Origin of the sequence: Streptomyces sp. S465 (genome assembly GCF_026898115.1) — a bacterium.
Lineage (GTDB): Bacteria > Actinomycetota > Actinomycetes > Streptomycetales > Streptomycetaceae > Streptomyces > Streptomyces luomodiensis.
In genome coordinates, this window is record NZ_CP114036.1 from 2,642,364 (window position 1) to 2,667,508 (window position 25,145).

Annotated in this window: 25 protein-coding genes; 12 read left to right on the forward strand and 13 right to left on the reverse strand. The window is 72.3% G+C overall.

Annotated elements, in window-relative coordinates:
- Positions 1-76: 76 nt before the first annotated feature.
- The 6 genes from thiO to N6H00_RS11405 all read left to right on the forward strand — a co-directional run bounded on the left by thiO (position 77) and on the right by N6H00_RS11405 (position 6,200).
- Entirely contained in the window at positions 77-1,312 is a 1,236-nt protein-coding gene (thiO, locus tag N6H00_RS11380; protein WP_268971497.1) for a glycine oxidase ThiO, read from the forward strand.
- Positions 1,309-1,509 (forward strand): sulfur carrier protein ThiS, encoded by a 201-nt coding sequence (gene thiS, locus N6H00_RS11385; RefSeq protein ID WP_268971498.1) that lies wholly within the window; start codon positions 1,309-1,311, stop codon positions 1,507-1,509. Before thiO ends, thiS begins: the two co-directional genes overlap by 4 nt.
- Before the next feature lie 151 nt (positions 1,510-1,660).
- Positions 1,661-2,404: a thiazole synthase gene (locus N6H00_RS11390; RefSeq protein WP_268976925.1), complete on the forward strand. Its 744-nt coding sequence runs from the start codon at positions 1,661-1,663 to the stop codon at positions 2,402-2,404.
- Between the two features lie 146 nt (positions 2,405-2,550).
- On the forward strand, positions 2,551-3,009 hold the full coding sequence (locus N6H00_RS11395; RefSeq protein WP_268971499.1) for an SRPBCC domain-containing protein: 459 nt from the start codon (positions 2,551-2,553) through the stop codon (positions 3,007-3,009).
- Positions 3,010-3,203: 194 nt separating this feature from the next.
- Positions 3,204-5,129: a Stk1 family PASTA domain-containing Ser/Thr kinase gene (gene pknB, locus N6H00_RS11400; RefSeq protein ID WP_268971500.1), complete on the forward strand. Its 1,926-nt coding sequence runs from the start codon at positions 3,204-3,206 to the stop codon at positions 5,127-5,129.
- 195 nt (positions 5,130-5,324) lie between these two features.
- Positions 5,325-6,200: a deoxyribonuclease IV gene (locus N6H00_RS11405; RefSeq protein WP_268971501.1), complete on the forward strand. Its 876-nt coding sequence runs from the start codon at positions 5,325-5,327 to the stop codon at positions 6,198-6,200.
- A 73-nt stretch (positions 6,201-6,273) separates the two neighbouring features.
- On the opposite strand, the gene N6H00_RS11410 is transcribed toward N6H00_RS11405, so the two are convergent.
- On the reverse strand, positions 6,274-6,897 hold the full coding sequence (locus N6H00_RS11410) for a sulfite oxidase-like oxidoreductase (RefSeq protein WP_268971502.1): 624 nt from the start codon (positions 6,895-6,897) through the stop codon (positions 6,274-6,276).
- Between the two features lie 158 nt (positions 6,898-7,055).
- Here N6H00_RS11410 and bfr point away from each other — a divergent pair, with 158 nt between their 5' ends.
- Positions 7,056-7,535, forward strand: a complete 480-nt coding sequence (gene bfr, locus N6H00_RS11415; RefSeq protein ID WP_268971503.1) for a bacterioferritin — start codon at positions 7,056-7,058, stop codon at positions 7,533-7,535.
- Positions 7,536-7,593: 58 nt separating this feature from the next.
- On the opposite strand, the gene N6H00_RS11420 is transcribed toward bfr, so the two are convergent.
- The gene (locus tag N6H00_RS11420) at positions 7,594-7,857 is read right to left on the reverse strand and encodes a (2Fe-2S)-binding protein (protein ID WP_268971504.1); all 264 of its coding nucleotides are present in this window, start codon (positions 7,855-7,857) and stop codon (positions 7,594-7,596) included.
- A gap of 135 nt (positions 7,858-7,992) precedes the next feature.
- On the reverse strand, positions 7,993-9,342 hold the full coding sequence (locus N6H00_RS11425; RefSeq protein ID WP_268971505.1) for a class II 3-deoxy-7-phosphoheptulonate synthase: 1,350 nt from the start codon (positions 9,340-9,342) through the stop codon (positions 7,993-7,995).
- A 273-nt stretch (positions 9,343-9,615) separates the two neighbouring features.
- Between N6H00_RS11425 and N6H00_RS11430 the strand changes: the two genes are divergently transcribed.
- Together N6H00_RS11430 and N6H00_RS11435 are read left to right on the forward strand one after the other, a co-directional pair.
- On the forward strand, positions 9,616-10,167 hold the full coding sequence (locus tag N6H00_RS11430) for a hypothetical protein (RefSeq protein ID WP_268971506.1): 552 nt from the start codon (positions 9,616-9,618) through the stop codon (positions 10,165-10,167).
- Between the two features lie 186 nt (positions 10,168-10,353).
- Positions 10,354-12,309: an anthranilate synthase family protein gene (locus tag N6H00_RS11435; protein ID WP_268971507.1), complete on the forward strand. Its 1,956-nt coding sequence runs from the start codon at positions 10,354-10,356 to the stop codon at positions 12,307-12,309.
- An 87-nt stretch (positions 12,310-12,396) separates the two neighbouring features.
- Here the strand turns inward: N6H00_RS11435 and N6H00_RS11440 are convergent, their stop codons facing one another.
- The 4 genes from N6H00_RS11440 to N6H00_RS11455 form a co-directional block, all read right to left on the reverse strand.
- The gene (locus N6H00_RS11440; RefSeq protein WP_268971509.1) at positions 12,397-13,425 is read right to left on the reverse strand and encodes a 6-phosphofructokinase; all 1,029 of its coding nucleotides are present in this window, start codon (positions 13,423-13,425) and stop codon (positions 12,397-12,399) included.
- A 180-nt stretch (positions 13,426-13,605) separates the two neighbouring features.
- A complete protein-coding gene (locus N6H00_RS11445) occupies positions 13,606-14,286 on the reverse strand; it encodes a response regulator (protein ID WP_268971511.1) in 681 nt (226 codons plus the stop codon).
- Positions 14,283-15,539, reverse strand: coding sequence for a MacS family sensor histidine kinase (macS, locus tag N6H00_RS11450; protein ID WP_268971512.1), 1,257 nt, complete (start codon positions 15,537-15,539; stop codon positions 14,283-14,285). Before macS ends, N6H00_RS11445 begins: the two co-directional genes overlap by 4 nt.
- A 64-nt stretch (positions 15,540-15,603) precedes the next feature.
- Positions 15,604-16,329: a lysophospholipid acyltransferase family protein gene (locus N6H00_RS11455; RefSeq protein WP_268976926.1), complete on the reverse strand. Its 726-nt coding sequence runs from the start codon at positions 16,327-16,329 to the stop codon at positions 15,604-15,606.
- Between the two features lie 134 nt (positions 16,330-16,463).
- Here N6H00_RS11455 and N6H00_RS11460 point away from each other — a divergent pair, with 134 nt between their 5' ends.
- A complete protein-coding gene (locus N6H00_RS11460; protein ID WP_268971514.1) occupies positions 16,464-17,279 on the forward strand; it encodes an alpha/beta hydrolase in 816 nt (271 codons plus the stop codon).
- Positions 17,272-17,889, forward strand: a complete 618-nt coding sequence (locus tag N6H00_RS11465) for a hypothetical protein (RefSeq protein WP_268971515.1) — start codon at positions 17,272-17,274, stop codon at positions 17,887-17,889. Before N6H00_RS11460 ends, N6H00_RS11465 begins: the two co-directional genes overlap by 8 nt.
- Positions 17,890-17,967: 78 nt before the next feature.
- Here N6H00_RS11465 and N6H00_RS11470 read toward each other — a convergent pair whose 3' ends face one another.
- The 6 genes from N6H00_RS11470 to N6H00_RS11495 form a co-directional block, all read right to left on the reverse strand.
- Positions 17,968-18,765, reverse strand: a complete 798-nt coding sequence (locus N6H00_RS11470; protein WP_268971517.1) for an endonuclease/exonuclease/phosphatase family protein — start codon at positions 18,763-18,765, stop codon at positions 17,968-17,970.
- 21 nt (positions 18,766-18,786) lie between these two features.
- The gene (locus N6H00_RS11475; protein WP_268971518.1) at positions 18,787-19,728 is read right to left on the reverse strand and encodes an ROK family glucokinase; all 942 of its coding nucleotides are present in this window, start codon (positions 19,726-19,728) and stop codon (positions 18,787-18,789) included.
- Between the two features lie 57 nt (positions 19,729-19,785).
- On the reverse strand, positions 19,786-20,259 hold the full coding sequence (locus N6H00_RS11480) for a DUF5304 domain-containing protein (protein ID WP_268971519.1): 474 nt from the start codon (positions 20,257-20,259) through the stop codon (positions 19,786-19,788).
- Positions 20,260-20,379: 120 nt separating this feature from the next.
- Positions 20,380-21,735, reverse strand: a complete 1,356-nt coding sequence (locus tag N6H00_RS11485) for an ArsA family ATPase (protein ID WP_268971520.1) — start codon at positions 21,733-21,735, stop codon at positions 20,380-20,382.
- Positions 21,736-21,780: 45 nt separating this feature from the next.
- The gene (locus N6H00_RS11490) at positions 21,781-22,221 is read right to left on the reverse strand and encodes an SRPBCC family protein (protein ID WP_268971521.1); all 441 of its coding nucleotides are present in this window, start codon (positions 22,219-22,221) and stop codon (positions 21,781-21,783) included.
- 66 nt (positions 22,222-22,287) lie between these two features.
- Positions 22,288-23,049, reverse strand: coding sequence for a metallophosphoesterase family protein (locus N6H00_RS11495; RefSeq protein ID WP_268971522.1), 762 nt, complete (start codon positions 23,047-23,049; stop codon positions 22,288-22,290).
- A 252-nt stretch (positions 23,050-23,301) separates the two neighbouring features.
- On the opposite strand from N6H00_RS11495, the gene N6H00_RS11500 reads away from it, so the two are divergent.
- Positions 23,302-25,098: an AMP-dependent synthetase/ligase gene (locus tag N6H00_RS11500; RefSeq protein WP_268971523.1), complete on the forward strand. Its 1,797-nt coding sequence runs from the start codon at positions 23,302-23,304 to the stop codon at positions 25,096-25,098.
- Positions 25,099-25,145: the final 47 nt, after the last annotated feature.

The window sequence follows — 25,145 nt, forward strand, 5'->3', positions numbered from 1 at the left end:
GCACTCACCAGGTCACGACAACGACGGACCGCGCACAACCGGTCAGGACAACGACGGACCGCGCACGCCAGGTCACGTGGACGACGGACCGCATACACCGCGACCCGGCGGCGGACCGCCCGGCGGGGCCTATGACGCCCTCGTCGTCGGGGGCGGCATCATCGGCCTGGTCACGGCCTGGCGAGCGGCCCAGCGGGGCCTGCGCACCGCCCTCGCCGACCCGGCGCCCGGCGGCGGAGCCGCCCGTGTCGCGGCCGGGATGCTGGCGGCCGTCACCGAGCTCCACTACGGCGAGCAGACCCTGCTCGGCCTCAACTTGGCCTCCGCACGCCGCTATCCGGACTTCGTGGCCGAGCTGGAGGAGGCCGGCGGCCAGGACGTCGGCCACCGGGCGTGCGGCACGCTCGCCGTCGCGTTCGACTCCGACGACCGCGCCCATCTGCGTGAACTCCACACGTTCCAGCAGGGGCTCGGGCTGGACTCCCAGTGGCTGACGGGGCGGGAATGCCGCCGTCTGGAACCGATGCTCGCGCCGGGCGTACGCGGCGGGCTGCGCGTCGACGGCGACCACCAGGTGGACCCGCGGCGGCTGGCGACGGCGCTGCTCATCGCGTGCGAGCGGGCCGGGGTGGTCCTCCACCGCGCCCGTGCGGAGCGGCTGCTGCTGGACGGCGACCGCGCCACCGGGGTCGAGCTGACCGGGGACACCCGCCTGGCCGCCGAGCAGACCGTGCTCGCCGCCGGCAGCCTCAGCGGACGGCTCGCGGGCGTCCCCGACGACGTCCTGCCACCCGTCCGCCCGGTCAAGGGACAGGTGCTGCGGCTGTCGGTGCCCGAGCGCTACGCGCCGTTCCTCTCCCGGACGGTACGGGCCGTGGTGCGCGGCGGGCCGGTCTACCTCGTACCGCGCGAGAACGGCGAGCTGGTCGTCGGCGCGACCACCGAGGAACTGGGCTGGGACACCACGGTCACCGCGGGCGGCGTGTACGAACTGCTGCGCGACGCCCATGAGCTGGTGCCCGGCATCACCGAACTCCCGCTGGTGGAGACGTGCGCCGGACTGCGCCCCGGCTCCCCCGACAACGCCCCGATGCTCGGCCCGACCGCGCTGCCGGGGCTGCTGCTGGCCACCGGCCACTACCGCAACGGCGTCCTGCTCACCCCGATCACCGGCGATGTCATGGCCGAGGCACTGACGAGCGGAGAACTCCCGCCCGAGGCCCGGCCGTTCACCCCGCGGCGCTTCGCGGCCCCGGCCGTCCCCGACGCGTCCGCCGCCGCGCCCTCCCCAGCACAGGAGCAGCACACATGACCGTCTCCGTCAACGGCGAGCCCCGCGAGATCCCCGACGGCACCACCCTCGACCGGCTCGTCGCGACCCTCACTCAGGCGCCCTCGGGCGTCGCCGCCGCCGTCAACGAGACGGTCGTCCCGCGTACCCAGTGGCCCGCGACCCCGCTCGGCGACGGTGACCGCGTCGAGGTCCTCACCGCGGTCCAAGGAGGCTGATCCCCCCATGGCTCCCACCACCACGACCACTACGGCCAACACGGGCACCACGTCCGCCGCCCCCGCCGCCGCCCTGGCCGACGGCGCCGCGCCGCTCGCCGCCGCCGACCCGCTCACCATCGCCGGGACGACGTTCGGCTCCCGTCTGATCATGGGCACCGGCGGCGCCCCCAGCCTGGAGGTCCTGGAGCGCTCGCTGCTGGCCTCCGGCACCGAGCTGACCACCGTCGCGATGCGGCGGCTGGACCCCACGGTGCAGGGGTCGGTGCTCTCCGTGCTCGCCCGGCACGGCATCCGCCCGCTGCCCAATACCGCCGGGTGTTTCACCGCCGGTGAGGCCGTGCTGACCGCCCGCCTCGCCCGGGAGGCCCTGGGCACCGACTGGGTCAAGCTGGAGGTGGTCGCCGACGAGCGCACCCTGCTCCCCGATCCGATCGAGCTGCTGGACGCCGCCGAAACCCTGGTCGACGACGGCTTCACGGTCCTCCCGTACACCAATGACGACCCGATCCTGGCCCGGAAGCTGGAGGACGTCGGCTGCGCCGCGATCATGCCCCTCGGCTCCCCGATCGGCTCCGGGCTCGGCATCCGCAATCCGCACAACTTCCAGCTGATCGTCGAGCGCGCCACCGTGCCGGTGATCCTCGACGCGGGCGCGGGCACGGCGTCGGACGCCGCGCTGGCCATGGAGCTGGGGTGCGCGGCGGTGATGCTCGCCTCGGCGGTCACCCGGGCGCAGGAACCGGAGCTGATGGCCGGGGCGATGCGGCACGCGGTGGCGGCGGGCCGGCTGGCCCACCGGGCGGGCCGTATCCCCCGCCGCCACTTCGCCGAGGCGTCCAGCCCGGCCGAGGGCCTGGCGGCCCTGGACCCCGAGCGCCCGGCGTTCGGCTGATCCGCGTCCGGCGGGTCCGCGTCCGGCGGGTCCGCGTCCGGCGGGCCCGCGTCCGGCGGGTCCGCGTCCGGCGGGCCCTGTCCGGGCCCCGCGCCGCCCCTCTACGGTGGATTGAGGGGTCAGCGCACACTGCGGAGGTGGTCGCCGTGACCGTGACCGTGGCCGACCGGATCGAGCGCGAGGTGTTCGTACGAGCGCCGATCGACCGGGTGTGGCGGGTGCTGACGACGCCCGAGCACATCCGCGTCTGGTACGCCCCCGGCGGCTGCGAGATCGATCCGCACCCCGGCGGGACGCTCCGGTTCCGCTGGGACGAGCACGGGGAGTTCCACGGCCAGGTCGAACGGGCGGTGCCGGACACCCTCTTCCGCTTCCGGCTGGCCCTGGAACCCGATCACGCCCCCTCGGACCCCGGGGAGGCGACCGTGGTGGAGTTCGCGCTCTCCGCAGAGGGGCGGGGCACCCGGCTGCGGTTCGCGGAGAGCGGTATCCGCGACCTGGCCGTCCCCGACGACGCCAAGGCCAAGCACGCCGAGTACGCCACCCTGTCGTGGACCTCCGCGCTCGAGGAGCTGGCCGCGATCGCCGCCGCGTCGCACAACTGACGTCGCACAACTGACACCGCACAACGGACATCCCGCAACGGACATCGCGCAATCGCACAACGCCACATCACCCAGCGGACATCGCACGGCTGACATCGCGCAACCGACTCACCGGTGTCACCGTTCCGCTGCAATACCCGCCCCACCTGGGCAGCCGGTCCTGGCTCAAAGCGACGCCTCGTAGACTGCCCCCCGTGGATACGACCCTCCAGGACCCCCTCGTCGGGCAGGTGCTCGACGGCCGCTACCGCGTCGAGGCGCGCATCGCCGTTGGCGGGATGGCGACGGTCTACCGGGCCGTCGACACCCGGCTCGACCGGGTGCTCGCCCTGAAGGTGATGCACCAGAGCCTCGCCTCCGACGCCGCCTTCGTCGACCGCTTCATCCGGGAGGCGAAATCCGTCGCGAGGCTCGCGCACGCCAATGTGGTCGCCGTCTACGACCAGGGAACGGACGGCGACCACGTCTATCTGGCCATGGAGTACGTCGCCGGCTGCACCCTGCGCGATGTGCTCCGCCGGCGTGGCGCCCTGCACCCGCGCGCCGCGCTGGACATCCTGGAGCCGGTGCTGGCCGCGCTCGGCGCGGCCCACCGGGCCGGTTTCGTGCACCGCGACATGAAGCCGGAGAACGTGCTGATCGGCGACGACGGCCGGGTCAAGGTGGCCGACTTCGGTCTGGTCCGGGCGGTGGACACCAACACCAGCGCCTCCACCGGAGCCGTCCTCGGCACGGTGTCGTATCTCGCGCCCGAGCAGATCGAGCACGGCACGGCCGACACCCGCGCCGATGTCTACGCCTGCGGTGTGGTGCTGTACGAGATGCTGACCGGTGCCAAGCCGCACACCGGCAGCACCCCGGCGCAGGTCCTCTACCAGCATCTGAACGAGGACGTCCCGCCGCCGTCCGCCGTCGCGCCCGAGGTCGCCCCGGAGCTGGACGCCCTGGTCGCCTCGGCCACCGCGCGCGCCCTCGACGCGCGCCCCGCCGACGCCGTCGCACTGCTGGGCGCGGCCCGCGCGGTGCGGGACGCGCTGACCGACGCCCAGCTGGACGCGGTGCCTCCGCAGGCCAAGGAGGACACCTCGGAGGGCGCGGAGAACCGTACGACGGTGATTCCGCGCCCGGCGGCCGCGGTCGACGACCAGGAGGCGCTGAACCACACCAGCCGTCTGGAGCTGCCCCCGGAACCGCCCCGGCGCGAGCGGTCCGACCGGCGCGGGCGGGGCCGGATGCCGCGCCGCGGGATCGTCACGATCGTCGCCGCGGTGCTGCTGCTGATCGGTCTCGGCGTCGGGATCTGGTACATCAGCGTCGGCCAGTTCACCGAGGTCCCGCCGGTGCTGCGGAAGACCCAGGCGGAGGCGGAGAAGAAGCTGCACGACGCCGGTCTGGACGTGAAGGTCGTCAACGAGTTCAGCGATGTCGTCCCCAAGGGCCAGGTCATCGGCTCCAAGCCCGGACCGGGCGAGCGCGTCCGCGACAGCGTGACCATCCGGGTCTCCCAGGGGCCGCCGCGGGCCGAGGTGCCCAATGTGGTGGGCATGCCGCTCGCCGACGCCAAGCGGAAGATCGCGGACCAGGGGCTCACGGTCGGCACGGTCACCCGCCGCTTCAGCAGTGAGACGGCCCAGGGCTCGGTCCTGTCCACCAGCCCCGGCGCCGGCTCCGTACGCCGTCCCGAGACGTCGGTGTCGATCGTGGTCAGCAAGGGCGAGCCGGTCGACGTCCCGGATGTGGTGGGCGATTCGGTCGCCGAGGCCCGGTCCGCGCTGGAGGACGAGGGCTTCAAGGTCAAGATCGCTGAGCGCCAGGTGTACTCGGAGGAGGACAAGGGCTCGGTCGCCGCGCAGTCGCCGTCGGCGGACGGCCAGGGCGCCAAGGGCGACACGGTGACGCTGACCCTCTCCAAGGGCCGGCAGATGATCGAGGTGCCGGACGTCACCGGGCTGAAGGTCGACGAGGCCACGTCGCAGCTGGAGGAGGCCGGCTTCGAGGTGAAGGTCGACAAGGCGCTGTTGTTCCCGGGGGACACGGTGAAGGACCAGTCGGTGAACGCCGGTGACAAGGCGCCCAAGGGGAGCACCATCACCATCACGCTGAGCGGCGGCGTGTTCTAGGGCGTCGGCGGCTTCGCGGCTGCCGGACGGCGATGGCCGTGCCATCCGTCCGGCAGCCGGCCCCCTCCCCCGTACCGCGACGGCTCGCGGAAGCGCTGGTCGGGCAAGGCTCCCGTGGCCCGGTGCACCCGGCGGGGGCGCCTCAAAGCGGTGGCCGGGGACATCCGAGCCACGAAAAGCAGGCACCCTTGTTCTGTGAGTACGCATCGCATCCGCAACCCCATCGGAGGCCATGTCCGGGTGGCCGGTGGCCTCGCCACCGTCGGCATGGCACACGCCGCCGACATCGGCGCCGAGACCGTCCAGGTCTTCGTCGCCAATCCGCGCGGCTGGGCCACCCCGGCCGGTACGCCCGCCCAGGACGAGGCGTTCCGGGCCGCCTGTGCCGAGCGGTCCATACCGGCGTATGTCCACGCCCCGTACCTGATCAACTTCGGCTCGCACACGGAGGCCACCGCCGAACGCTCCGTGGCATCCCTGCGCCATTCGCTGCGGCGCGGCCGGGAGATCGGGGCACTCGGCGTCGTCGTCCACACCGGCTCGGCGACCGGGGGACGCTCGCGGGCCACGGCGCTCGCGCAGGTGCGGGAGCGGATGCTGCCGCTGCTGGACGAGCTGGTCCGGGACGACGACCCGTGGCTGCTGCTGGAGCCGACCGCCGGTCAGGGCACCTCGCTGTGCTCGTTCGTGGCGGACCTGGGCCCGTACTTCGAGGCGCTCGACCGGCACCCCCGGCTCGGTGTCTGCCTGGACACCTGCCATGTGTTCGCGGCGGGCCATGATCTCGCCGCGGCGGGCGGTGTGAAGCAGACCCTGGACGAGCTGGTGGCCGTCACCGGCGAGGGGCGGCTCAAGCTGATCCACGCCAACGACTCCAAGGACGTGGTCGGCGCCCATAAGGACCGGCACGCGAACATCGGCGCCGGGCACATCGGGGCGGAGCCGTTCCGTGAGCTGTTCGCCCATCCCGCGACGGAGGGGGTGCCGCTGGTGATCGAGACGCCGGGCGGTACGGAGGGGCATGCGGCGGATGTGGCCCGGCTGAAGGAGTTGCGCGCCGGGGTGGTCTGAGCGCCCGGGAGGCGCCGGGGGGCGTCTTCAGGGCCTGGGGCCCTTCTGACGGATCTCCGCGGGAGAGGGCGCCCTAGAGCTCCGGGCCGTCGCCCGGCTCCTCCTGGTAGGAGTAGCGCTGTTCCGCCCAGGGGTCGCCGATGTTGTGGTAGCCGCGCTCCTCCCAGAAACCACGGCGGTCGGCGGTCATGTACTCGACCCCGCGCACCCATTTCGGGCCCTTCCAGGCATACAGATGGGGCACCACGAGCCGCAGCGGAAAGCCGTGCTCGGCGGTGAGCGGCTCCCCGTCCTTGTGCGTCGCGAACATCGTGGTTTCCGCCAGGAAGTCCGACAGGCGTAGATTCGAGCTGAACCCGTATTCCGCCCACACCATGACATGGGTGACGTCCGGCGCCGGCGGTGCGAGTTCCGCGATCTCCCGCGCGGAAACCCCGCCCCATTCGGCGCCGAGCATGCTGAATTTGGTGACGCAGTGCAGATCGGCCACGACCGTCGAGTACGGCAGAGCGGAGAACTCCTCATGCGTCCAGCAGTGTTTTTCGCCGTCCGCCGTGGCGCCGAAGACCCGGAACTCCCATCGGTCCGGCTTGAACTTCGGCACCGGCCCATAGTGCGTAACCGGCCAACCGCGCTGCAGTCGCTGCCCCGGGGGCAGCTTCGCGAGCTCCCCCTCGCGGCTTTCCGACTGACCCATGGACTCCATGGTCTCAGACCGCCGGGGGTGGTCGTGACCAGGGCATCGGACGCCGGGACAACCCGTACTAAGCGTGCACTTACTGGACGCCCTACCAGGCGCGATGCGACGATGCGCGGAACCTGCCGTTCCCGATCGGATTGGAAGGAGCCCCTCCGATGCAGGGTGACCCCGAGGTCCTCGAGTTCCTCAACGAGCAGCTGACCGGCGAACTGACCGCGATCAATCAGTACTTTCTGCACTCGAAGATGCAGGACAACTTTGGCTGGACTCGGCTTGCCAAACACACCCGGTCGGAGTCTTTCGATGAGATGAGGCATGCGGAGACGCTCACCGACCGGATCCTTCTCCTGGAGGGCCTGCCCAATTACCAGCGGCTCTTCCATGTCCGGGTGGGCCAGACGGTGACCGAGATGTTCCAGGCCGACCGGCAGGTGGAGGTCGAGGCGATCGACCGTCTCAGGCGGGGCATCGAGCTGATGCGGTCCAAGGGGGACATCACCTCGGCCAACATCTTCGAGGACATCCTCGCCGACGAGGAACTCCACATCGACTATCTCGACACCCAGCTGGAGCTGATCGAGAAACTCGGCGAGGCCCTCTACATCGCCCAGCAGATCGAGCAGCCGAGCGACTGAACCAGGACGCCGGTCAGGCAGGTCAGACAGGTGAGTCCGGTCAGCCCCGTCAGTCCCGTCAGGCCGCTTCGGCCGCCGCCGGGACGGAGGCGGCAGCGGTGGCCGCGGCCGTGGCAGTGGCCGTCGTCAGGACGACCGGGTCCAGCGCCTCGCGCCGGGGGCAGGCGCCGCGGCCCAGCAGCGCCTGGATCTTCCGCACGCACGAACCGCAGTCCGTGCCTGCCTTGCAGGCACCGGCGATCTGGCGCGGGGTGCACGCGCCCGCCTCCGCGTGCTCACGCACCTGCCGCTCGGTGATGCCGAAGCATGAGCAGACGTACACGGGCTCTCCAGCGGTGGCGGTGATCAGTGAGGTAACCCTTACCTTACCTGCCGCACCGGACCCCCACAACGCACAGGGGGCGCGGATCCTTGTGATCCGCGCCCCACCTGCGTCTTTGCGATCTTCGCCGGGTGCCTACTGGTCCCGGTACATCTCCGCCACCAGGAACGCCAGGTCCAGCGACTGGCTGCGGTTGAGCCGCGGGTCGCAGGCCGTCTCGTAGCGCTGGTGCAGATCGTCGACGAAGATCTCGTCGCCGCCGCCCACGCACTCCGTGACGTCGTCGCCGGTCAGCTCCACATGGATACCGCCCGGGTGGGTGCCCAGCGCCTTGTGGACCTCGAAGAAGCCCTTGACCTCGTCCAGCACGTCGTCGAAGCGGCGGGTCTTGTGCCCGGACGCCGCCTCGAAGGTGTTGCCGTGCATCGGGTCGCAGACCCAGACGACCTGCGCACCGGAGGCGGTCACCTTCTCCACCAGGTTGGGCAGCTTGTCGCGGATCTTGTCCGCGCCCATCCGGGTGATGAAGGTCAGCCGGCCCGGCTCGCGGTCCGGGTCGATCCGCTCGATCAGCGTCAGCGCCTCTTCCGGCGTGGTCGTCGGGCCGAGCTTCACGCCCACCGGGTTGCGGATCTTCGAGGCGAACTCGATGTGCGCCCCGTCCAGCTGCCGGGTGCGCTCACCGATCCAGACCATGTGGCCGGACACGTCGTACAGCTCACCGGTGCGCGAGTCGGTGCGGGTCAGCGCCGTCTCGTAGTCGAGGATCAGGGCCTCGTGCGAGGAGAAGAACTCGACCGTCCTGAACTCCTCCGGGTCCACCCCGCAGGCGTTCATGAAGGACAGCGCCCGGTCGATCTCGCGCGCCAGCGCCTCGTAGCGCTGGCCCGACGGGGAGGACTTCACGAAGTCCTGGTTCCAGGCGTGCACCTGGCGCAGGTCCGCGTAGCCGCCGGTGGTGAAGGCCCGCACCAGGTTCAGCGTCGAGGCCGACGCCTGGTACATGCGCTTGAGCCGCTGCGGGTCCGGGATCCGGGCCTCGGGGGTGAACTCGAATCCATTGACGGAGTCGCCGCGGTAGGTGGGCAGGGTCACCCCGTCCCGGGTCTCGGTCGGCTTCGAGCGCGGCTTGCTGTACTGCCCGGCGATCCGGCCCACCTTCACCACCGGGACGGATCCGGCGTAGGTCAGCACGGCGCCCATCTGGAGGAGCGTCTTGAGCTTGTTGCGGATCTGGTCGGCGCCCACGCCGTCGAACGCCTCGGCGCAGTCCCCGCCCTGGAGCAGGAACGCCTCGCCCCGCGCCACGGCCCCCAGGCGGTGCCGCAGCGCATCGCACTCGCCCGCGAAGACGAGCGGCGGATAGGACTCGAGCTCAGCGATCACATCGCGCAGAGCCGCTCGATCCGGCCAGTCGGGCTGCTGCGCCGCGGGAAGAGACTGCCAGGTGTGGCCACCGGCGTGGGTTTCAGCGTTCACGGTCACCCGCACAAGGTTACGGGGTCCGCACCGCCTCCCAGCGCGCTGCCCACAGGGTGAGACATCTTCCGCCACGCCGTGGGCTCTCGTCCCGCCCCTCCCCCGCGCCTCCGCTCCCGCCCCGCACATCCGCGGCCCCGGGCGCAAGAACGACCGCTCGGGCATCCTGCGACCGGTTATGGCCATGTCGTGAAGAACACGTGATGGAATCGCGCCCTCCTCGGACGCTGTCCGTGCCGGTCCACCCCGGGCCGGCACGGACACCCGAAGGAGTGCGCCATGAGGAAGCCCAGGCATCTGAGGAAGGTGCTCCGCTCCACCGCCACGGCCGTCGCGGCCGCCGCCTCGCTCGTCCTGCTGCCGTTGGCCGCCGCCCCCGCCCAGGCGGCGCCCTCGGCCATCGCGTCCGGGATGACCTGGACCGTGCTCGCCAAGGGCGACGGCACGGTCCGGGTGGGGGCCGACGCCGCGACCGACGCCTACAACGGCGACACCGCCGCCACCGCGACACTGCCCCTCCTGTGCCTGAGAGTGAACGGCAGCGCCGTGCCCAGCGGGATCACACCGGACTTCTACGCCGGCTGGTCCCGCGGCACCGTCGCCGCGACCCCGCCGGTACTGGGCCGGACGCTGACCAGCCGGGCCGTCGCGGACGCCCTGTGCGCGCAGTACTACGGCCCGGAGTGGCGCATGGCGGAGTTCCACGACGGCCGCTACGGCAGCGCTCTGGAGTTCAGCGGCGGCTGGTCCTTCTGGGCGTACGGCTATGTCCCGGACGGCAGCCGCTTCTGGACCGCGATCGACGACCAGCCCGCAAATCCTTGGAATTGATCCGTTGCGGCCGCAACCGGTCCTGTAGGGTCTGGCACATGTTCGCGCGACTGACCATGACCTGGTGGTGGACCGCTCATCCGGCGGCCCGCTGAATCGCGCACTCCCAGACACCGCGAAGGCCGCCCGAGGGGCGGCCTTCGGCGTTTCCGCGGGTCGTTCCTCATTCCGGAAGGACTATCCGCCATGCAGAACCCTGCTCAGGCCGTCGTCGCACGGCTGCTCTCCGACGACGCGCCGCCCTTCGCCCTGCTGCACCGCCGCACCCCCGGCCGGGCGTCCGACACCGTCGAGGTGCTGCTCGGCCCGGTCACCGAGGTGGAGCGGCTGACCGACATCCCGCTGCCCGCCGGCGCGCCGGAGGACGGCGCCCCGGTGGTGGACGCGCTCGCGCTGGTGCCGTTCCGGCAGATCCGGGAGCGGGGGTTCGAGGTGCGCGACGACGGGACGCCGCTGGCCGTGCTGCGGCCGCGGGAGACCGTCGAGCTGCCGCTCGCCGAGGCGCTTGAGGCGCTGCCCGCGCACCGGGTGCGGGTCGAGGACGGGGCGTTCGACGTGGCCGACGACGCCTACGCCGACATCGTGCGCCGGGTCATCGAGGACGAGATCGGCACCGGTGAGGGCGCCAACTTCGTCATCCGGCGGACGTTCCGGGGCGAGATCCCGGGGTTCGGCAGCAGCGACGCGCTCGCGCTCTTCCGGCGGCTGCTGGCCGGTGAGCGGGGCGCCTACTGGACGTATGTGGTGCGGCTGCCGGACGGGCGGACGCTGGTGGGGGCCAGCCCGGAGGTGCATGTGCGGGTGTCCGGGGGGACGGTCGTGATGAACCCGATCAGCGGCACGTACCGCTATCCCGAGGGCGGGCCGAGTACGGCGGGGCTGCTGGAGTTCCTGCACGACCGCAAGGAGGTGGAGGAGCTGTCCATGGTCGTGGACGAGGAGCTGAAGATGATGTGCACCGTCGGCGACATGGGCGGGACGGTGATCGGGCCCCGGCTCAGGGAGATGGCGCATCTGGCGCACACCGAGTACGAGCTGCGCGGCCGTTCCTCGCTCGACGTCCGGGAGGTGCTGCGCGAGACGATGTTCGCCGCGACGGTCACCGGATCGCCGGTGCAGAACGCCTGCCGGGTGATCGAGCGCTACGAACCCCTCGGACCGGACGGGGCCGCGCGCGGCTACTACGCGGGCGCCCTGGCGCTGATCGGACGGGACGGCGGCGGCGCCCAGACCCTGGACTCGCCGATCCTGATCCGCACCGCCGACATCGACGCCGCGGGATCGCTGAAGGTGGCGGTCGGCGCGACGCTCGTGCGCCACTCGGACCCGCGCGGCGAAGTGGCCGAGACGCACGCGAAGGCGGCCGGGGTGCTGACCGCGCTGGGCGTGCGGCCGGCGCCGGTACGGCCCGAGGCGCGGGGCCCGCGGCCGCGGCTCGCGGACGATCCGCGGGTGCGGGCGGCGCTGGACGCGCGGCGGGCGGACCTGGCGCCGTTCTGGCTGCGGATGCAGCAGACCCCGTCGTCGGCGGACGGGTCCCTGGGCCGGAAGCTGTCCGGGCATGCCCTGGTCATCGACGGGGAGGACACGTTCACCGCGATGCTCGCGCATCTGCTGCGCACCTCGGGGCTGACGGTGACCGTGCGGCGGTACGACGCGCCGGGGCTGCGGGAGGCGGCGCTGGCGCATCAGGGGCCCGTGGTGCTCGGCCCGGGGCCGGGCGACCCCGGCGACACGACGGACCCGAAGATGCGCTTCCTGCGGGGGCTGACCGCGGAGCTGGTGGCCGGGCACCGGCACGGGCTGCTGGGGGTGTGCCTGGGCAGCGAGCTGATCGCGGCCGAGCTGGGGCTGGAGATCGTGCGCAAGGCCGTGCCGTTCCAGGGGGCACAGGAGCGGATCGACTTCTTCGGGCGCGAGGAGACCGTCGGCTTCTACAACACCTTCACGGCACGCTGCGACGAGGCGGCCGAGACGGAGCTGGCGATGCACCGCGTGGAGCTGAGCCGGGACCCGGTGACCGGCGATGTGCACGCGCTGCGCGGGCCGGGTTTCGCCGGGGTGCAGTTCCACCCGGAGTCGGTGCTGTCCCGGGACGGGGCGGCGCTGGTGGCGGAGCTGCTGGCGGCCGTGCTGGTCTGACGGGTCCGGCCGGTCCGCCGCGGGCGTGACGATGGGCCGGGTGCGGGGAACGCGCCCGGCCCATCGCCGTACTGCACCCAGACGGCCTCAGCCGAAGAAGACCTCGGCCTCGGCGTAGAGCGAGGGATCGACCGTCTTGAGCCGTGCGGTCGCCTCGGCGAGCGGGACCCGGACGATGTCGGTGCCGCGCAGGGCGACCATCTTCCCGAAGTCCTCGTCCCGCACCGCGTCGATGGCGTGCAGCCCGAAGCGGGTGGCGAGCCAGCGGTCGAAGGCGCTGGGCGTGCCCCCGCGCTGGACATGGCCGAGGACGGTGGTGCGGGCTTCCTTGCCGGTGCGCTTCTCGATCTCCTTGGCCAGCCACTCGCCGACGCCGGAGAGCCGGACATGGCCGAAGGAGTCCAGCGTGTCGTCCTTGAGGACCACCTCGCCGTCCTTGGGCATCGCGCCCTCGGCGACGACCACGATCGGGGCGTAGCGGATCTGGAAGCGGGATTCGACCCAGGCGCAGACCTGGTCGATGTCGAAGCGCTGCTCGGGGAGGAGGATCACGTTGGCGCCGCCGGCCAGCCCCGAGTGCAGGGCGATCCATCCGGCGTGACGGCCCATCACCTCCACGACCAGGACGCGCATATGCGATTCGGCGGTGGTGTGGAGCCGGTCGATGGCCTCGGTGGCGATGTTGACGGCGGTGTCGAAGCCGAAGGTGTAGTCGGTGGCGGAGAGATCGTTGTCGATGGTCTTGGGGACGCCCACGCAGGCGATCCCGTAGTCGCCGGAGAGCTGGGCGGCGACGCCGAGGGTGTCCTCGCCGCCGATCGCGATCAGCGCGTCGACCTCCTGCTTGACGAGGGTCTCCTTGACCCGCCGGATGCCGTCCTCGCTCTTGAGGGGGTTGGTGCGGGAGGAGCCGAGGATGGTGCCGCCGCGCGGCAGGATGCCGCGCACCGCGCGGATGTCGAGGGGGACGGTGTCGTTGTCGAGAGGGCCGCGCCAGCCGTCCCGGAAGCCGATGAAGTCATAGCCGTATTCCTGTACGCCCTTGCGCACGACGGCGCGGATGACCGCGTTGAGCCCGGGGCAGTCACCGCCGCCGGTCAGCACTCCGACCCGCATCGTTTCTTCCCTTCTCCCGTGAAATCCCGTGATTGGGCCCGGTATGGAATGCCACGCTAACGGTGATCCAGGTCACACGGGATGGGGCGTCGGCCGATTTCCGTGCGCGCCAAGGGAGTTGGTTTTGAACTTCACTCGTACGAGCGGTTGCGCGGTGTCGACGTGCTCAGCCGGACGGCGTCAGGCGTCGTCCAGGCCGCGCTCGATCGCATAGCGGACCAGCTCCACGCGGTTGTGCAGCTGAAGCTTGCCGAGGGTGTTCTGGACGTGGTTCTGCACCGTGCGGTGCGAGATGACCAGCCGCTCGGCGATCTGCTTGTACGACAGCCCCTTGGCCACCAGCCGCAGCACCTCCGTCTCGCGCTCGGTCAGCCGCGGGGCGGCCGGCTGATCGGCGGCGGTGGGGGCGGGCTCGCCCGCCAGCCGCCGGTACTCGCCGAGCACCAGGCCCGCGAGCCCCGGGGTGAACACCGGGTCGCCGGCCGCCGTGCGGCGCACCGCGTCCAGCAGCTCCTCGGTGCTGGCCGACTTCAGCAGATAGCCGGTGGCCCCGGACTTGACCGCCTCCAGGACGTCCGCGTGCTCACCGCTCGCGGAGAGCACCAGCACCCGCAGCCCGGGGCGGTCGGCGACGACCTCCTTGCACACCTCGACCCCCGGCAGACCGGGCAGGTTGAGGTCGAGCACCAGGACGTCGGGGCCGGTGGCCTTGGCCCGGCGGACCGCCTGCGGTCCGTCCCCGGCCGTGGCCACCACGTCGAACCCGGCCTCGGCCAGGTCCCGGGCCACCGCGTCACGCCACATCGGATGGTCGTCGACCACCATCACCGTCACCGGCCGGCCGTCCAGCTCAGCGGTCATCGCGCCGCTTCCCCCTTCTCCTTCTGCTCCGCCTTCTCCGCCGGCCGCTTCGCCGACGCCTTCGGCACCGTCAGCTCCACCTCGGTGCCCTGGCCCGGGGCCGAGATCCACTCGGCGGTGCCGCCGAGGTCGCGCAGCCGTCCCCGGATCGACAGGGCCACCCCCAGGCGGCCCTCCGCCTCCGCGTCCGCCAGCCGCCCCTCGGGAATGCCGGGGCCGTCGTCCCGTACGGTCACCATCACCGCGTCCGGCTCGTCCTCCAGCAGGATCCAGGCATGGGCCTCCTCCCCGGCGTGCACCCGCACATTGTCCAGGGCCGCACCGACGGCGGCGGCCAACTCCCCGGCGGCGCCCGCCGGGAGGAGCACCGGGGCGCCCGGTTCGGAGAAGGTGACCCGGGAGCCCGCGTGCGGTGCCAGCAGGGCCCGCAGATCGCAGGGCGCGCCATCGGAGCGCTCGGGGCCGGGCGGACAGGGCGGGGCCGACGCGTCCGCCGCGCCCGGGAGGCCGTACGGGTCCGGTGCGGTGTCCGCCGCCCCGCGCGGCGGGGTCACCAGACCGGTGGAGACCAGGGTGCGCAGTGCGATCTCCTGTTCCCCGGCCATCCGGCCCAGTTCGGCCGCCTCACCGCCGATGGCGGCGCCGCGCCGCTGCACCATGGCGAGCACCTGGAGCACGCTGTCGTGGATGTCGCGGGCCAGCCGCTCCCGCTCCCGGGTCGCCGCCTCGATGCGCAGCGCGCGGGCGAGGGTGCGCTCACTGGCGCGGGCCACCTCGACCACATAGCCGATGGCCACGCTCGCCACCCACACCAGCATCAGCATGTGGATGGTGTCCTGGGCGAAGGTGCCACGCTCGATCACATTGGCGGCGCAGACGACGGCGGAGGCCCAAGCGCCCCAGCGCCAGCCGCCCTTGATGGCGAAGCCGAGGACCGCGCCCATCGTCCATATGGACGGCAGGGTGGGCGTGCCCTCGGCGATCCGGTCGTGGTTGTCCACGAGCGGGGTGAGCAGAATGCCGGCCACCGCGATGCCGAGGTCGCCGACGAGGAACCGCCGGGTGCAGCGCTCGGCCGAGGAGACCATCCGGAAGGTGAGCGCGGTCCACAGCGTCAGCACCGCCATGTAGACGGCCGCGCCGAACGGATGGTCGTAGTCGTCGTACGCGTAGACGCACAGGCCGAGCGCGTAGAGCAGAGTGAGCACCCGGTAGGCGGTCAACGCCTGCCACAGCGGCTGCTCGACGGACATGCGCACCACACGTCCAGGCCTGGACCGCTCCGTCAACGTCCCCCCTCCCCCGGTGCCGGCGCCGCTAGGCGTCGGGCTTGTGCTTGTCCTTCTCCTTCTCCGCCTGCTTCCGGGCCGCCTCCGCCTCCGCGATCTGCCGCTTGGCGGCGGTCGCGTAGATGTCCACGTACTCCTGACCGGAGAGCTTCATGATCTCGTACATGACCTCGTCGGTCACCGAGCGCAGGATGAAGCGGTCGCCGTCCATGCCGTGGTAGCGGCTGAAGTCCAGCGGCTTGCCGATCCTGATGCCGGGCCGCATCAGCTTCGGCATGACCTTGCCGGGGGGCTGGATCTTCTCGGTGTCGATCATCGCGACGGGGATCACCGGCGCACCGGTCGCGAGCGCGACCCGGGCCAGACCGCCCGGCTTGCCCCGGTAGAGCCGGCCGTCGGGCGAGCGGGTGCCCTCGGGGTAGATGCCGAACAGCTCACCCCGCTCGATCACCTCGATACCCGCCTTGATGGCGGCCTCGCCGGCGCCGCGCGAGCCCGAGCGGTCCACCGGGAGCTGCCCGACACCCTTGAAGAAGGCCGCCGTCAGCCGCCCCTTGACCCCGGGGGTGGTGAAGTACTCCTGCTTGGCGATGAAGGTGACTTTGCGGTCGAGCATCGCGGGCAGGAAGAAGGAGTCGGAGAAGGAGAGGTGGTTGCTCGCGAGGATGGCCGGACCCTCGGCCGGGATGTGTTCCAACCCCTCCACCCAGGGCCGGAAGGCGAGCTTCAGCGCTCCCCCCACCGACAGCTTCATTGCGCTGTAGAACAACCGGGACCTCCTGTATCCGACGAGGAGACCTTAACCTGCCTACCCCCTGTGCGGCGCGCCGCGTACGCTGAGGACCTCGATACCCGCTTCCCCGCTTCCCCAGTGAATGGAGATCCGTGGTGCCGCTCCTGCCCGGAGCCGAGCCGTTCCGCCACGACGGCGGCGAGATCGGCGTCCTCGTCTGTCACGGCTTCACCGGTTCCCCGCAGTCCGTGCGGCCCTGGGCCGAGCATCTGGCGGCCCGCGGTCTGACCGTCTCGCTGCCGCTGCTTCCCGGCCACGGCACCCGCTGGCAGGATCTCGCCGTCACCGGCTGGCAGGACTGGTACGCGGAGGTGGACCGCGAACTGCGGCGGCTGGTCCGGGTGTGCGAGCGGGTGTTCGTCTGCGGTCTGTCGATGGGCGGGGCGCTCGCGCTGCGGCTGGCCGCCCTGCACGGTGCGGCGATCAGCGGCCTCGCGCTGGTCAATCCGGCCAACAAGGTGCACGATCCGCTGGCGGTGGCGCTGCCGGTGCTGCGTCATCTGGTGCCCTCGGTGAAGGGCATCGTGAGCGACATCGCCAAGCCGGGGGCGCGGGAGTCGGGCTACGACCGGATACCGCTGCACGCCGTGCACGCGATGCGCCGGCTGCTGAGCGTCGTCGACGCGGAGCTGCCGCAGGTGACCCAGCCGCTGCTGGTGATGCACAGCCCGCAGGACCATGTGGTGCCCCCCGCCGACTCCGAGCGCATCCTGAGTCAGGTGTCCTCGCGGGACATCACCGAGCGGCTGCTGGAGCGCAGCTACCACGTGGCGACCTTGGACCACGACGCCGAGTTCATCTTCGAGCAGACGGACACGTTCATCACCCGGCTGACGGCGGGTATGGGTCAGGACACCCGGACCGGCCTCGGGAAGGGCAGCGGAAAGGAGGGGGCGGCGGCCAGTGGCTGAGCGCGACTCGAATGAGAACGAGGCGGACGCGCGGCGCGATGACGACGCCGCCTTCGCCGCGATCGTCGCCGCGTACGGGGAGGAGCCGCAGGACCCGCCGGGCGCCGAGCGGTGGCCCGCCGCCGAGAACCTCGACGAGGAGCCGTACCGGGACCGCCGGCCCGGCGCCGCGGACGACGACACCGACGACGGCACCGATACCGACGCCGACGCCGAGGGCTCCGGTGAGGGCGCGGCGACGGGCGGTCTGACCAAGCCCGACAAGCCGGTGGGCAGCTTCATCGTCTACGCCCCGGGCGTGGGGCCCCGCGACTGGGAGCCCGACGAGCCGTCCGAGGACGATTTCGACGAGACCGACGAGGGCCATTTCGTCCCGCGCGAGCCGCCCCCGCTCCCCGAGTCGGACACCACCTCCCGCTTCGCCTGGCTGGGGGTGCTGGGCGGACCGCTGCTGCTGCTCGGTGCGGTGATCTTCCAGGTGGAGATGGTCTGGTGGATCACGACGCTGGGCGTCGGCGGCTTTCTGGGCGGCTTCGTCACGCTGGTGCTGCGGATGAAGGACGACGACGAGGACGAGGACGACGACCCGGGGCGCGGCGCCGTCGTCTGACCCCGGCGCCCCGGCGCCCCGGCTCCCGGAAGGGTCCTGGCCCCCGTCGGCTGCCAAAGAGCCCTGGCCGGCCCCGGCTCAGACCGGGGCCACGCGCGGCAGCCTGAGCGCGGCCAGGACCGGAAGGTGGTCGGTGGCCGCTTCGAGGTCCGCGTCGGCGACGCCCGGCAGCCCGGCCGGAACGCCACAGCCGATGATCTCCACGCCCTCGGAGGCGAAGACGGCGTCGATGCGCCGGCGCGGGTCCCCGGGGGTCGAGGTGGCCTCGCTCCCCCAGGGCTCGGTGGCCCAGCCGTCCCGCAGCTTCCCCGCGATCCGGCGGAAGGCGCGGCCGTCCGGACGGTCGTTGATGTCACCGGCCGCGATGGCGTACGGGACGTCCAGCGCGGTCAGGTGGTCCAGCAGCATCCCGGCCTGGTCGTAGCGCTCGGCCTCCGCGAGGCTCAGATGGCAGCTGACCACGCCGAGCCGGACGCCGCCCGCGTTCCCCGGGCCGCCGGTGTCCCGGTGGCCGCCGCCAAAGCGCAGCACGGCGGTCGCGAACCCGCGCCGGTGCAGCCCGGGGACGCGGGGCAGCAGGGTGTCCTCGGCGTGCTCCACCTGGGCGCGCAGCGAGGTGAGGATCATCGGGCCGGCGGCGGTGGCCCCGCCCGTGGTGTAGACGAGGCCGGTCTCCCGGGCCAGCCAGGCGGCGGCCTTGCGCCAGCGGAAGAAGCGCGGCGCCTCCTGGACGCACACGACGTCCGGGGCGCAGGCCCGGATCACCCGGGCCAGCGCCTCGCGGTCGTCACGCATCGAGCGGATGTTGTAGCTGAGCACCCGCACCACCGCCGCGTCCGGGCCGGTGCTGGATCGTGGCAGGTCCGCGAGCGGCACGATGTCGGTCCCCCTCGCCCCTCAGCCCTGGCGGGCCAGGTCGGCGGCGCCGACGAGCCCGGCCTTGCCGCCGAGCTGGGCGGCGAGCACCTGGGCGTGCGGACGCCACTGGTTGCCGACCAGCCAGCGCCGGAAGGACTTGCGGATCGGCTCCAGGACGAGATCGCCCTCGTCGGAGACCCCGCCGCCGACGATGAAGGCGGAGGGGTCGAAGAGCGAGGCGAGGTCGGCGAGCCCGGCCCCGGCCCAGCGGGCCAGCTCACGGAAGGAGTCGACGGCGACGGCGTCGCCCTGGCGGGCGGCGTCGCTGATGTGCTTGCCCTCGATGCCCTCCGGGGTGCCGTCGCCGAGCCCGAGCAGGACCGTGGCGTTCTCCGGGGTGGCGGCGGCGCGCTGCTTGGCGTAGCGGACCAGCGCGCGGCCGGAGGCGTACTGCTCCCAGCAGCCCTGGCTGCCGCAGCCGCACAGCAGACCGTCCGGGACGACCCTGATGTGGCCGAACTCGGCCGCGACGCCGAAGCGGCCGCGGTGCAGCCGGCCGCCGATGATGATGCCGCCGCCCAGGCCGGTGCCGAGCGTGATGCAGACGACGTCGTCATGGCCGACGCCGGCGCCGAAGCGGTACTCGCCCCACGCGGCGGCGTTCGCGTCGTTCTCCACCACGACCGGCAGGCCCACGCGCTGCTCGACCTTGTCCTTGAGCGCTTCGTGCCGCCAGTTGATGTTCGGCGCGAAGAGCACGGTGGCGCGCTTGTCGTCCACGTACCCGGCCGCACCGATGCCGACGGCCTCGATGTCGTGTCCCTCGCTCACGATGCGCACCGCGTCCGCGATGGCATCGACGACCCCCTCGGGGGTCCGCGGGGTCGAAACCTTGCTCGTCTCGAGAATCGTGCCCTCTTCGTCGACCACGCCGGCCGCGATCTTCGTGCCGCCGATGTCGACGCCGATGGTGAGTCCCATGAGTCCCTCAGTTATTTGGTCGAACCCCGCCGAGGCTAACGGTACCGGAGGTAGCGCTCAGTCGAGGTCGATGTGTTCACTACTCGAACTCTTGCCTTCGTCGCCACGGCCCTTCGCATCGCCGTCGGCACCCTGGGTCCAGCGCCGCTCCTGGCCGGTCACGGCGGCGCGATAGGCGGCGAGCAGCTCGGAGCCGGCGCTGGCGAGGTGCTCGAAAACGTCTGGGTTGCGCTCTATGACCGGCTCCACGGCAGCCTTGGCCTGTGCGATCAATTGTTGTACGGCCCCTTGAACCGCCGTCCCGGCGATCGGTGCCTGGATCCCGGCGACCTTGTCGGCGAGCGCGTCGGCGAGCTTGAGGAACTCCTCGGCGACGCTCCCCGGCTCCTCGGCCGTCTGCCGGGCCCGCCGCCGGGCGCGCTCGGCGGCGAGGTCCTCGGCACAGGCGCGCTCCCAGGCGTCGGGGTCGATCTCGGTGACCGGTACATCGGTGACCGGGGGTTCAGCGGGGCGCTCGGTGGCATCGCTCATGGCGAACTCCTGGCGGCGGGGATGCTGGCGGCCCGTTGCGTTCATCCGGGCTTGTGACCGACGTTACCCGAAGGAGGGGGCGCGGTCAGAGCCCAGGACCGGCCGGGACGGGAGCCGGGTTCACGGCCGCTTCGGCCACAGCTCGGGGTCGGGGGCGAAGCGGACCTCGAGCCGGCCGTCGCGCAGCCCGGCACCGGCGACGGTGCAGCGGCGCAGGGCGGACGGCAGGGGCAGCACCCGGTGGAACGCCCCGACGGTGACGATCAGTTCATCGCCCCGGCGCACCAGTCCGAGCCCGTCGCGGTCGGCGCCGGGCAGCGGCAGCCGCCACAGCAGCACCCCGTCGTCGGCCAGCCGGTCCTCGACGGTCCAGGGGTCGGGGGCGGGCCGGTCGGGCCGCGGCTCGGGGGCCCCGACGGCCCCGGCGAGCGCGGCGAGGCCGACCGGGGCGCGCCCGGCGTCGCCGCCGGGCCCGGCCGGATCCGCCTGCCGCGCGTCCCCGGCGCCGAACGCGTCCCCGGCGCCCCGCGGGTCGCCGAGCCCCGGCACCTCGCCCAGCCCCTGCGGATCGCGGCCCAGATGCGGCAGTTCGCGGACCGGGACGGCGGGGGCCCACTGCTCGTACAGCTCCTTGAGCGCGGCCTGCTGCTGACCGGAGAGCGCGGCGAGCCACGGGTCAGAGGTGGCGGTGGGCAGCAGCCGGTTGGCGATGACCGCCTCCACCCGGCAGCCGTGCAGCGCGAGGCCCGCGCGGGCGGTGCGCAGCGCCCGGTCGGCGAGCGGTCCGGGCTCCACCACCAGCCGTACCGTCGTGGCCTCGGACTCGATCACCGACTGGACGGCGGCCAGCTCCCGCTCCCAGCGCTCGGCCGTCTCGTACAGCTTCTGCGCGGGCATGGCCACCCCCGCCAGCTGGGCGAGCATCGGCCGCAGCGCGCGGGCCGCCTGCCGCTCGGCGGGCAGCAGCCGCCGCAGATAGCGCCGCAACTGCTCGGGCAGCGCGAGCGTGGTGACGGTCTCCGGCGCGGGCGGCATGTCGACGACGAGGACGTCCCAGCCGGCGCCGGGCGGGGCGGCCTGGGCGGCGCGCAGGGCACGCAGCAGCGCGACGGCCGCCACGCCGGGGAGGACGGTCAGCTCCTCGTCGTCCAGCGGGGTCGCGCCGAGCATGTCGAGCAGACCGTGGCCGCGCTCCTGGAGGGCGGCCAGCTCGCCGCGGAACCACTCGTCCGTGACGACCCGCGCGACCCACAGCCCCGGGGCGAGCTCGACGGGTACGGACCACGGCAGCCGGTCCGCCGGCCGCCCGGGGGCGGACCGCAGCGGGCCGGTCCCGAGCAGCGCCTCCGGGGTGCCGTCCGGGTCGGCGGTGAGCAGCAGCGTCCGCCGCCCCTCACGGGCGGCGGCGAGGGCGGTCGCGGCGGCCACGGTGGTGCGGCCCGCGCCGCCGGTTCCGGTGACGAGGACCGTACGCATGAAGGAAGCCTCCGGCAGGTGATGCGTCAGACTGTCAGGAGGCTGTCAGGCGCCCTCGACGCGCTTCTTCAGGCCCGCGAGCGCGCGGTCGATGATGACCTTCTCGGCCTTGCGCTTGATCATGCCCAGCATGGGGATCTTGACGTCGACGGTGAGCTGGTACGTCACCTCGGTGCTCTTGCCCCCGGCCAGCGCCGACAGCCGGTAGGAGCCGTCGAGGGAGCGCAGCATCTGGGACTTGACCAGGGACCAGCTGACCAGGTCGTCGCCGGTCCAGGTGTACTGGAGGACGTAGTCGTCCTTGATCGCCCCGGCGTCGAGCAGCATCCGCACCTGCTCGGCGCGCCCGTGGTCGTCCTTGGTGAGGATGTCGGCCTCCTTGACCTCACCGGACCACTCCGGGTAGCGGTCGAAGTCGGCGATCACCCCCATCACGTCGGCCGGTGCCGCCTCGATCGTGATGCTCGAGCTGGTGTGTTCCGCCATCGCCGTGGCTCCTCCGTACCGGTCCGCCGCATGGGATCTCTGCCGCTGAAGGCTACCGCGCCCGGATCACCACTCCAGGGCCCAGGGGGTGCCCGAGGAGGCGAAGTGTCCGACATTGACGCACTCGGTGGCACCGATGCGCATACGGCGCGCGAGCGGCTGGTGGACATGGCCGAAGAGGGCGTACTTGGGCCGGACGGTGTGGATCGCCTCCAGCAGGGCGGCGCTGCCGCGCTCGAAGCGGCGGGCGACGGTGTCGTAGCAGAGGTCGGGCACATCCGGCGGGATGTGGGTGCAGAGCACGTCCACCTCGCCGAGCGCCGCGAGCTTCGCCGCGTAGGTCTCGTCGTCGATCTCGAACGGGGTGCGCATCGGCGTGCGCAGCCCGCCGCCCACGAACCCGAAGACCAGCCCGCCGATGTCGACGCGCTCACCGTCGAGGACGGTGGTACCGGGCCGGGCGTACTCCGGCCACAGGGCGGGCATGTCGACATTTCCGTAGGTGGCGTACGTCGGGGTGGGGAACGCGGCGAACAGCTCGGCGTACTGCCGGCGGACCGCGGACTCGATGGCCGCGTTGCGGTCGAGCCCCGCCCACAGCCGGTTGCCGAACTCCCGGGCCTCCTCGAAGCGGCGGGCGGTGCGCAGCTCGACGATGCGGTCGGCGTTCTCCACCCCGAAGAGGTCGGGGAAGATGCCACGTGAGTGATCGGCGTAGTCGAGGAAGAGGATGAGGTCGCCGAGGCAGATCAGGGCGTCCGCGCCATCACCCGCCTTCTCGAGGTCCTCACTGTTGCCATGCACGTCACTCACCACGTGGACTCGCATGCGTGTCACCCTAAGACGTAAGGGTCCGCGCCCGTAAGGTGTTCCGCCTGCGTCTCCCCGCGTCCACCTGCGGTTCCCGGGCGGTCGCGGCGTGCGTCGACTAGTCTGCGGGCAGTGTGAAGGCGGTGTGTGACGCATCGAACATCTGGGCGGGAACCCCTATCCCGGAAGCGTACCGATGGGTAACGTCCGGGCCGTCCACCACCCCCCATGCCCTGTAGCGGCGCCGGCGCCCCACGAGGAGCAGCAGTCTTGCGCGAGTTCAGCCTTCCGGCCCTGTACGAGGTCCCGGCCGACGGCAATCTGACGGATCTCATCCGCCGCAATGCCGCCCAGCATCCCGATGTCGCCGTGGTCGGCCGCAAGGTCGACGGCCGTTGGGAGGACGTCACCGCGACCGAGTTCCTGGCCGAGGTGCGCGCCGCCGCCAAGGGTCTGATCGCGGCCGGGGTGGAGCCGGGCGACCGGGTCGGGCTGATGTCGCGCACCCGCTATGAGTGGACGCTGCTGGACTTCGCCATCTGGAGCGCGGGCGGGGTCACCGTGCCGGTGTACGAGACGAGTTCACCGGAGCAGGTCCAGTGGATCCTCAGCGATTCGGGCGCGGTGGCCGCGCTGGTCGAGACCGGGACCCACGAGGCCGCCGTGGAGTCCGTACGGGACGGCCTGCCCGCCCTGAAGCACGTGTGGCAGATCGAGGACGACGCCATCGGGGCGCTGCGGAAGCTGGGTGCGGACGTGCCCGAGGAGAAGGTGGAGGAGCGCTCCTCGATCGCCACCGCCGACTCCCCCGCCACCATCGTCTACACCTCGGGGACCACGGGCCGCCCCAAGGGCTGTGTGCTCTCGCACCGCAGCTTCTTCGCCGAATGCGGCAACGCGGTGGCGCGGCTCAAGCCGATCTTCCGCACCGGTGAGTCGTCGGTGCTGCTGTTCCTCCCCGAGGCGCATGTCTTCGGGCGGCTGGTGGAGATCGCGGCGGTGCTGGCGCCGATCAAGCTCGGTCACGTACCGGATGTGAAGTCCCTGACCGAGGAACTCGCCGCGTTCCGGCCCACGTTGATCCTGGGCGTGCCGCGCGTCTTCGAGAAGGTCTTCAACGCGGCGCGGGCCAAGGCCCAGGCCGAGGGCAAGGGCAAGATCTTCGACAAGGCGGCCGACACCGCCATCGAGTACAGCAAGGCGCTGGACACCCCGGGCGGTCCGTCCCTCGGACTCCGGTTCAAGCACAAGCTCTTCGACCGGCTGGTCTACGGCAAGCTGCGGGCCGTGCTGGGCGGCCGCGCCACCCACGCCATCTCCGGCGGGGCGCCGCTGGGCGCGCGGCTGGGCCACTTCTACCGGGGCATCGGCTTCACGGTGCTGGAGGGGTACGGCCTGACGGAGTCCTGCGCGGCGACCACTTTCAACCCCTGGGACCGGCAGAAGATCGGCTCGGTCGGACAGCCGATGCCGGGCTCGGTGGTGCGCATCGCCGACGACGGCGAGGTGCTGCTGCACGGTGAGCACCTCTTCACCGAGTACTGGAACAACGAGGCGGCCACGGCGGACGCGCTCTCGGACGGCTGGTTCCACACCGGGGACGTGGGCACCCTCGACGAGGACGGCTATCTCACCATCACCGGCCGGAAGAAGGAGATCATCATCACCGCGGGCGGCAAGAACGTCGCCCCGGCGGTGATCGAGGACCGGATCCGGGCCCACGCCCTGGTCGCCGAGTGCATGGTCGTCGGCGACGGCCGCCCCTTCGTGGGCGCGCTGATCACGGTGGACGAGGAGTTCCTGCCGCGCTGGGCGGCCGAGCACGGCAAGCCCGAGGGCGTGACGGTGGCCGAGCTGCGGGAGGACCCGGAGCTGCTGGCCGAGATCCAGCGGGCGGTGGACGACGGCAACGCGGCGGTGTCCAAGGCGGAGTCGGTGCGCAAGTTCCGCATCGTGGCCACGCAGTTCACCGAGGACTCCGGGCATGTGACGCCGTCGCTGAAGCTCAAGCGGAATGTGGTGGCGAAGGACTTCGCCACCGAGATCGAGGCCATCTACCACGGCTGACGACGGCGGGGCCCCTGGGCCCGGCCTAGGGCCGGCCCGGGCCCGGC

What these genes read in the sequence shown, in the direction of transcription:
- N6H00_RS11410 (WP_268971502.1), bottom strand. Translation starts at nt 6,897, where the DNA reads ATGGGTCAGTCGGAAAGCCGCGAGGGGGAGCTCGCGAAGCTGCCCCCG.
- N6H00_RS11435 (WP_268971507.1), top strand. Translation starts at nt 10,354, where the DNA reads ATGCAGAACCCTGCTCAGGCCGTCGTCGCACGGCTGCTCTCCGACGAC.
- macS (WP_268971512.1), bottom strand. Translation starts at nt 15,539, where the DNA reads ATGTCCGTCGAGCAGCCGCTGTGGCAGGCGTTGACCGCCTACCGGGTG.
- N6H00_RS11475 (WP_268971518.1), bottom strand. Translation starts at nt 19,728, where the DNA reads ATGGGACTCACCATCGGCGTCGACATCGGCGGCACGAAGATCGCGGCC.
- N6H00_RS11390 (WP_268976925.1), top strand. Translation starts at nt 1,661, where the DNA reads ATGGGCACCGGCGGCGCCCCCAGCCTGGAGGTCCTGGAGCGCTCGCTG.
- N6H00_RS11430 (WP_268971506.1), top strand. Translation starts at nt 9,616, where the DNA reads ATGAGGAAGCCCAGGCATCTGAGGAAGGTGCTCCGCTCCACCGCCACG.
- N6H00_RS11445 (WP_268971511.1), bottom strand. Translation starts at nt 14,286, where the DNA reads ATGACCGCTGAGCTGGACGGCCGGCCGGTGACGGTGATGGTGGTCGAC.
- N6H00_RS11490 (WP_268971521.1), bottom strand. Translation starts at nt 22,221, where the DNA reads ATGGCGGAACACACCAGCTCGAGCATCACGATCGAGGCGGCACCGGCC.
- N6H00_RS11440 (WP_268971509.1), bottom strand. Translation starts at nt 13,425, where the DNA reads ATGCGGGTCGGAGTGCTGACCGGCGGCGGTGACTGCCCCGGGCTCAAC.
- bfr (WP_268971503.1), top strand. Translation starts at nt 7,056, where the DNA reads ATGCAGGGTGACCCCGAGGTCCTCGAGTTCCTCAACGAGCAGCTGACC.
- N6H00_RS11480 (WP_268971519.1), bottom strand. Translation starts at nt 20,259, where the DNA reads ATGAGCGATGCCACCGAGCGCCCCGCTGAACCCCCGGTCACCGATGTA.
- N6H00_RS11455 (WP_268976926.1), bottom strand. Translation starts at nt 16,329, where the DNA reads ATGAAGCTGTCGGTGGGGGGAGCGCTGAAGCTCGCCTTCCGGCCCTGG.
- thiS (WP_268971498.1), top strand. Translation starts at nt 1,309, where the DNA reads ATGACCGTCTCCGTCAACGGCGAGCCCCGCGAGATCCCCGACGGCACC.
- N6H00_RS11485 (WP_268971520.1), bottom strand. Translation starts at nt 21,735, where the DNA reads ATGCGTACGGTCCTCGTCACCGGAACCGGCGGCGCGGGCCGCACCACC.
- N6H00_RS11495 (WP_268971522.1), bottom strand. Translation starts at nt 23,049, where the DNA reads ATGCGAGTCCACGTGGTGAGTGACGTGCATGGCAACAGTGAGGACCTC.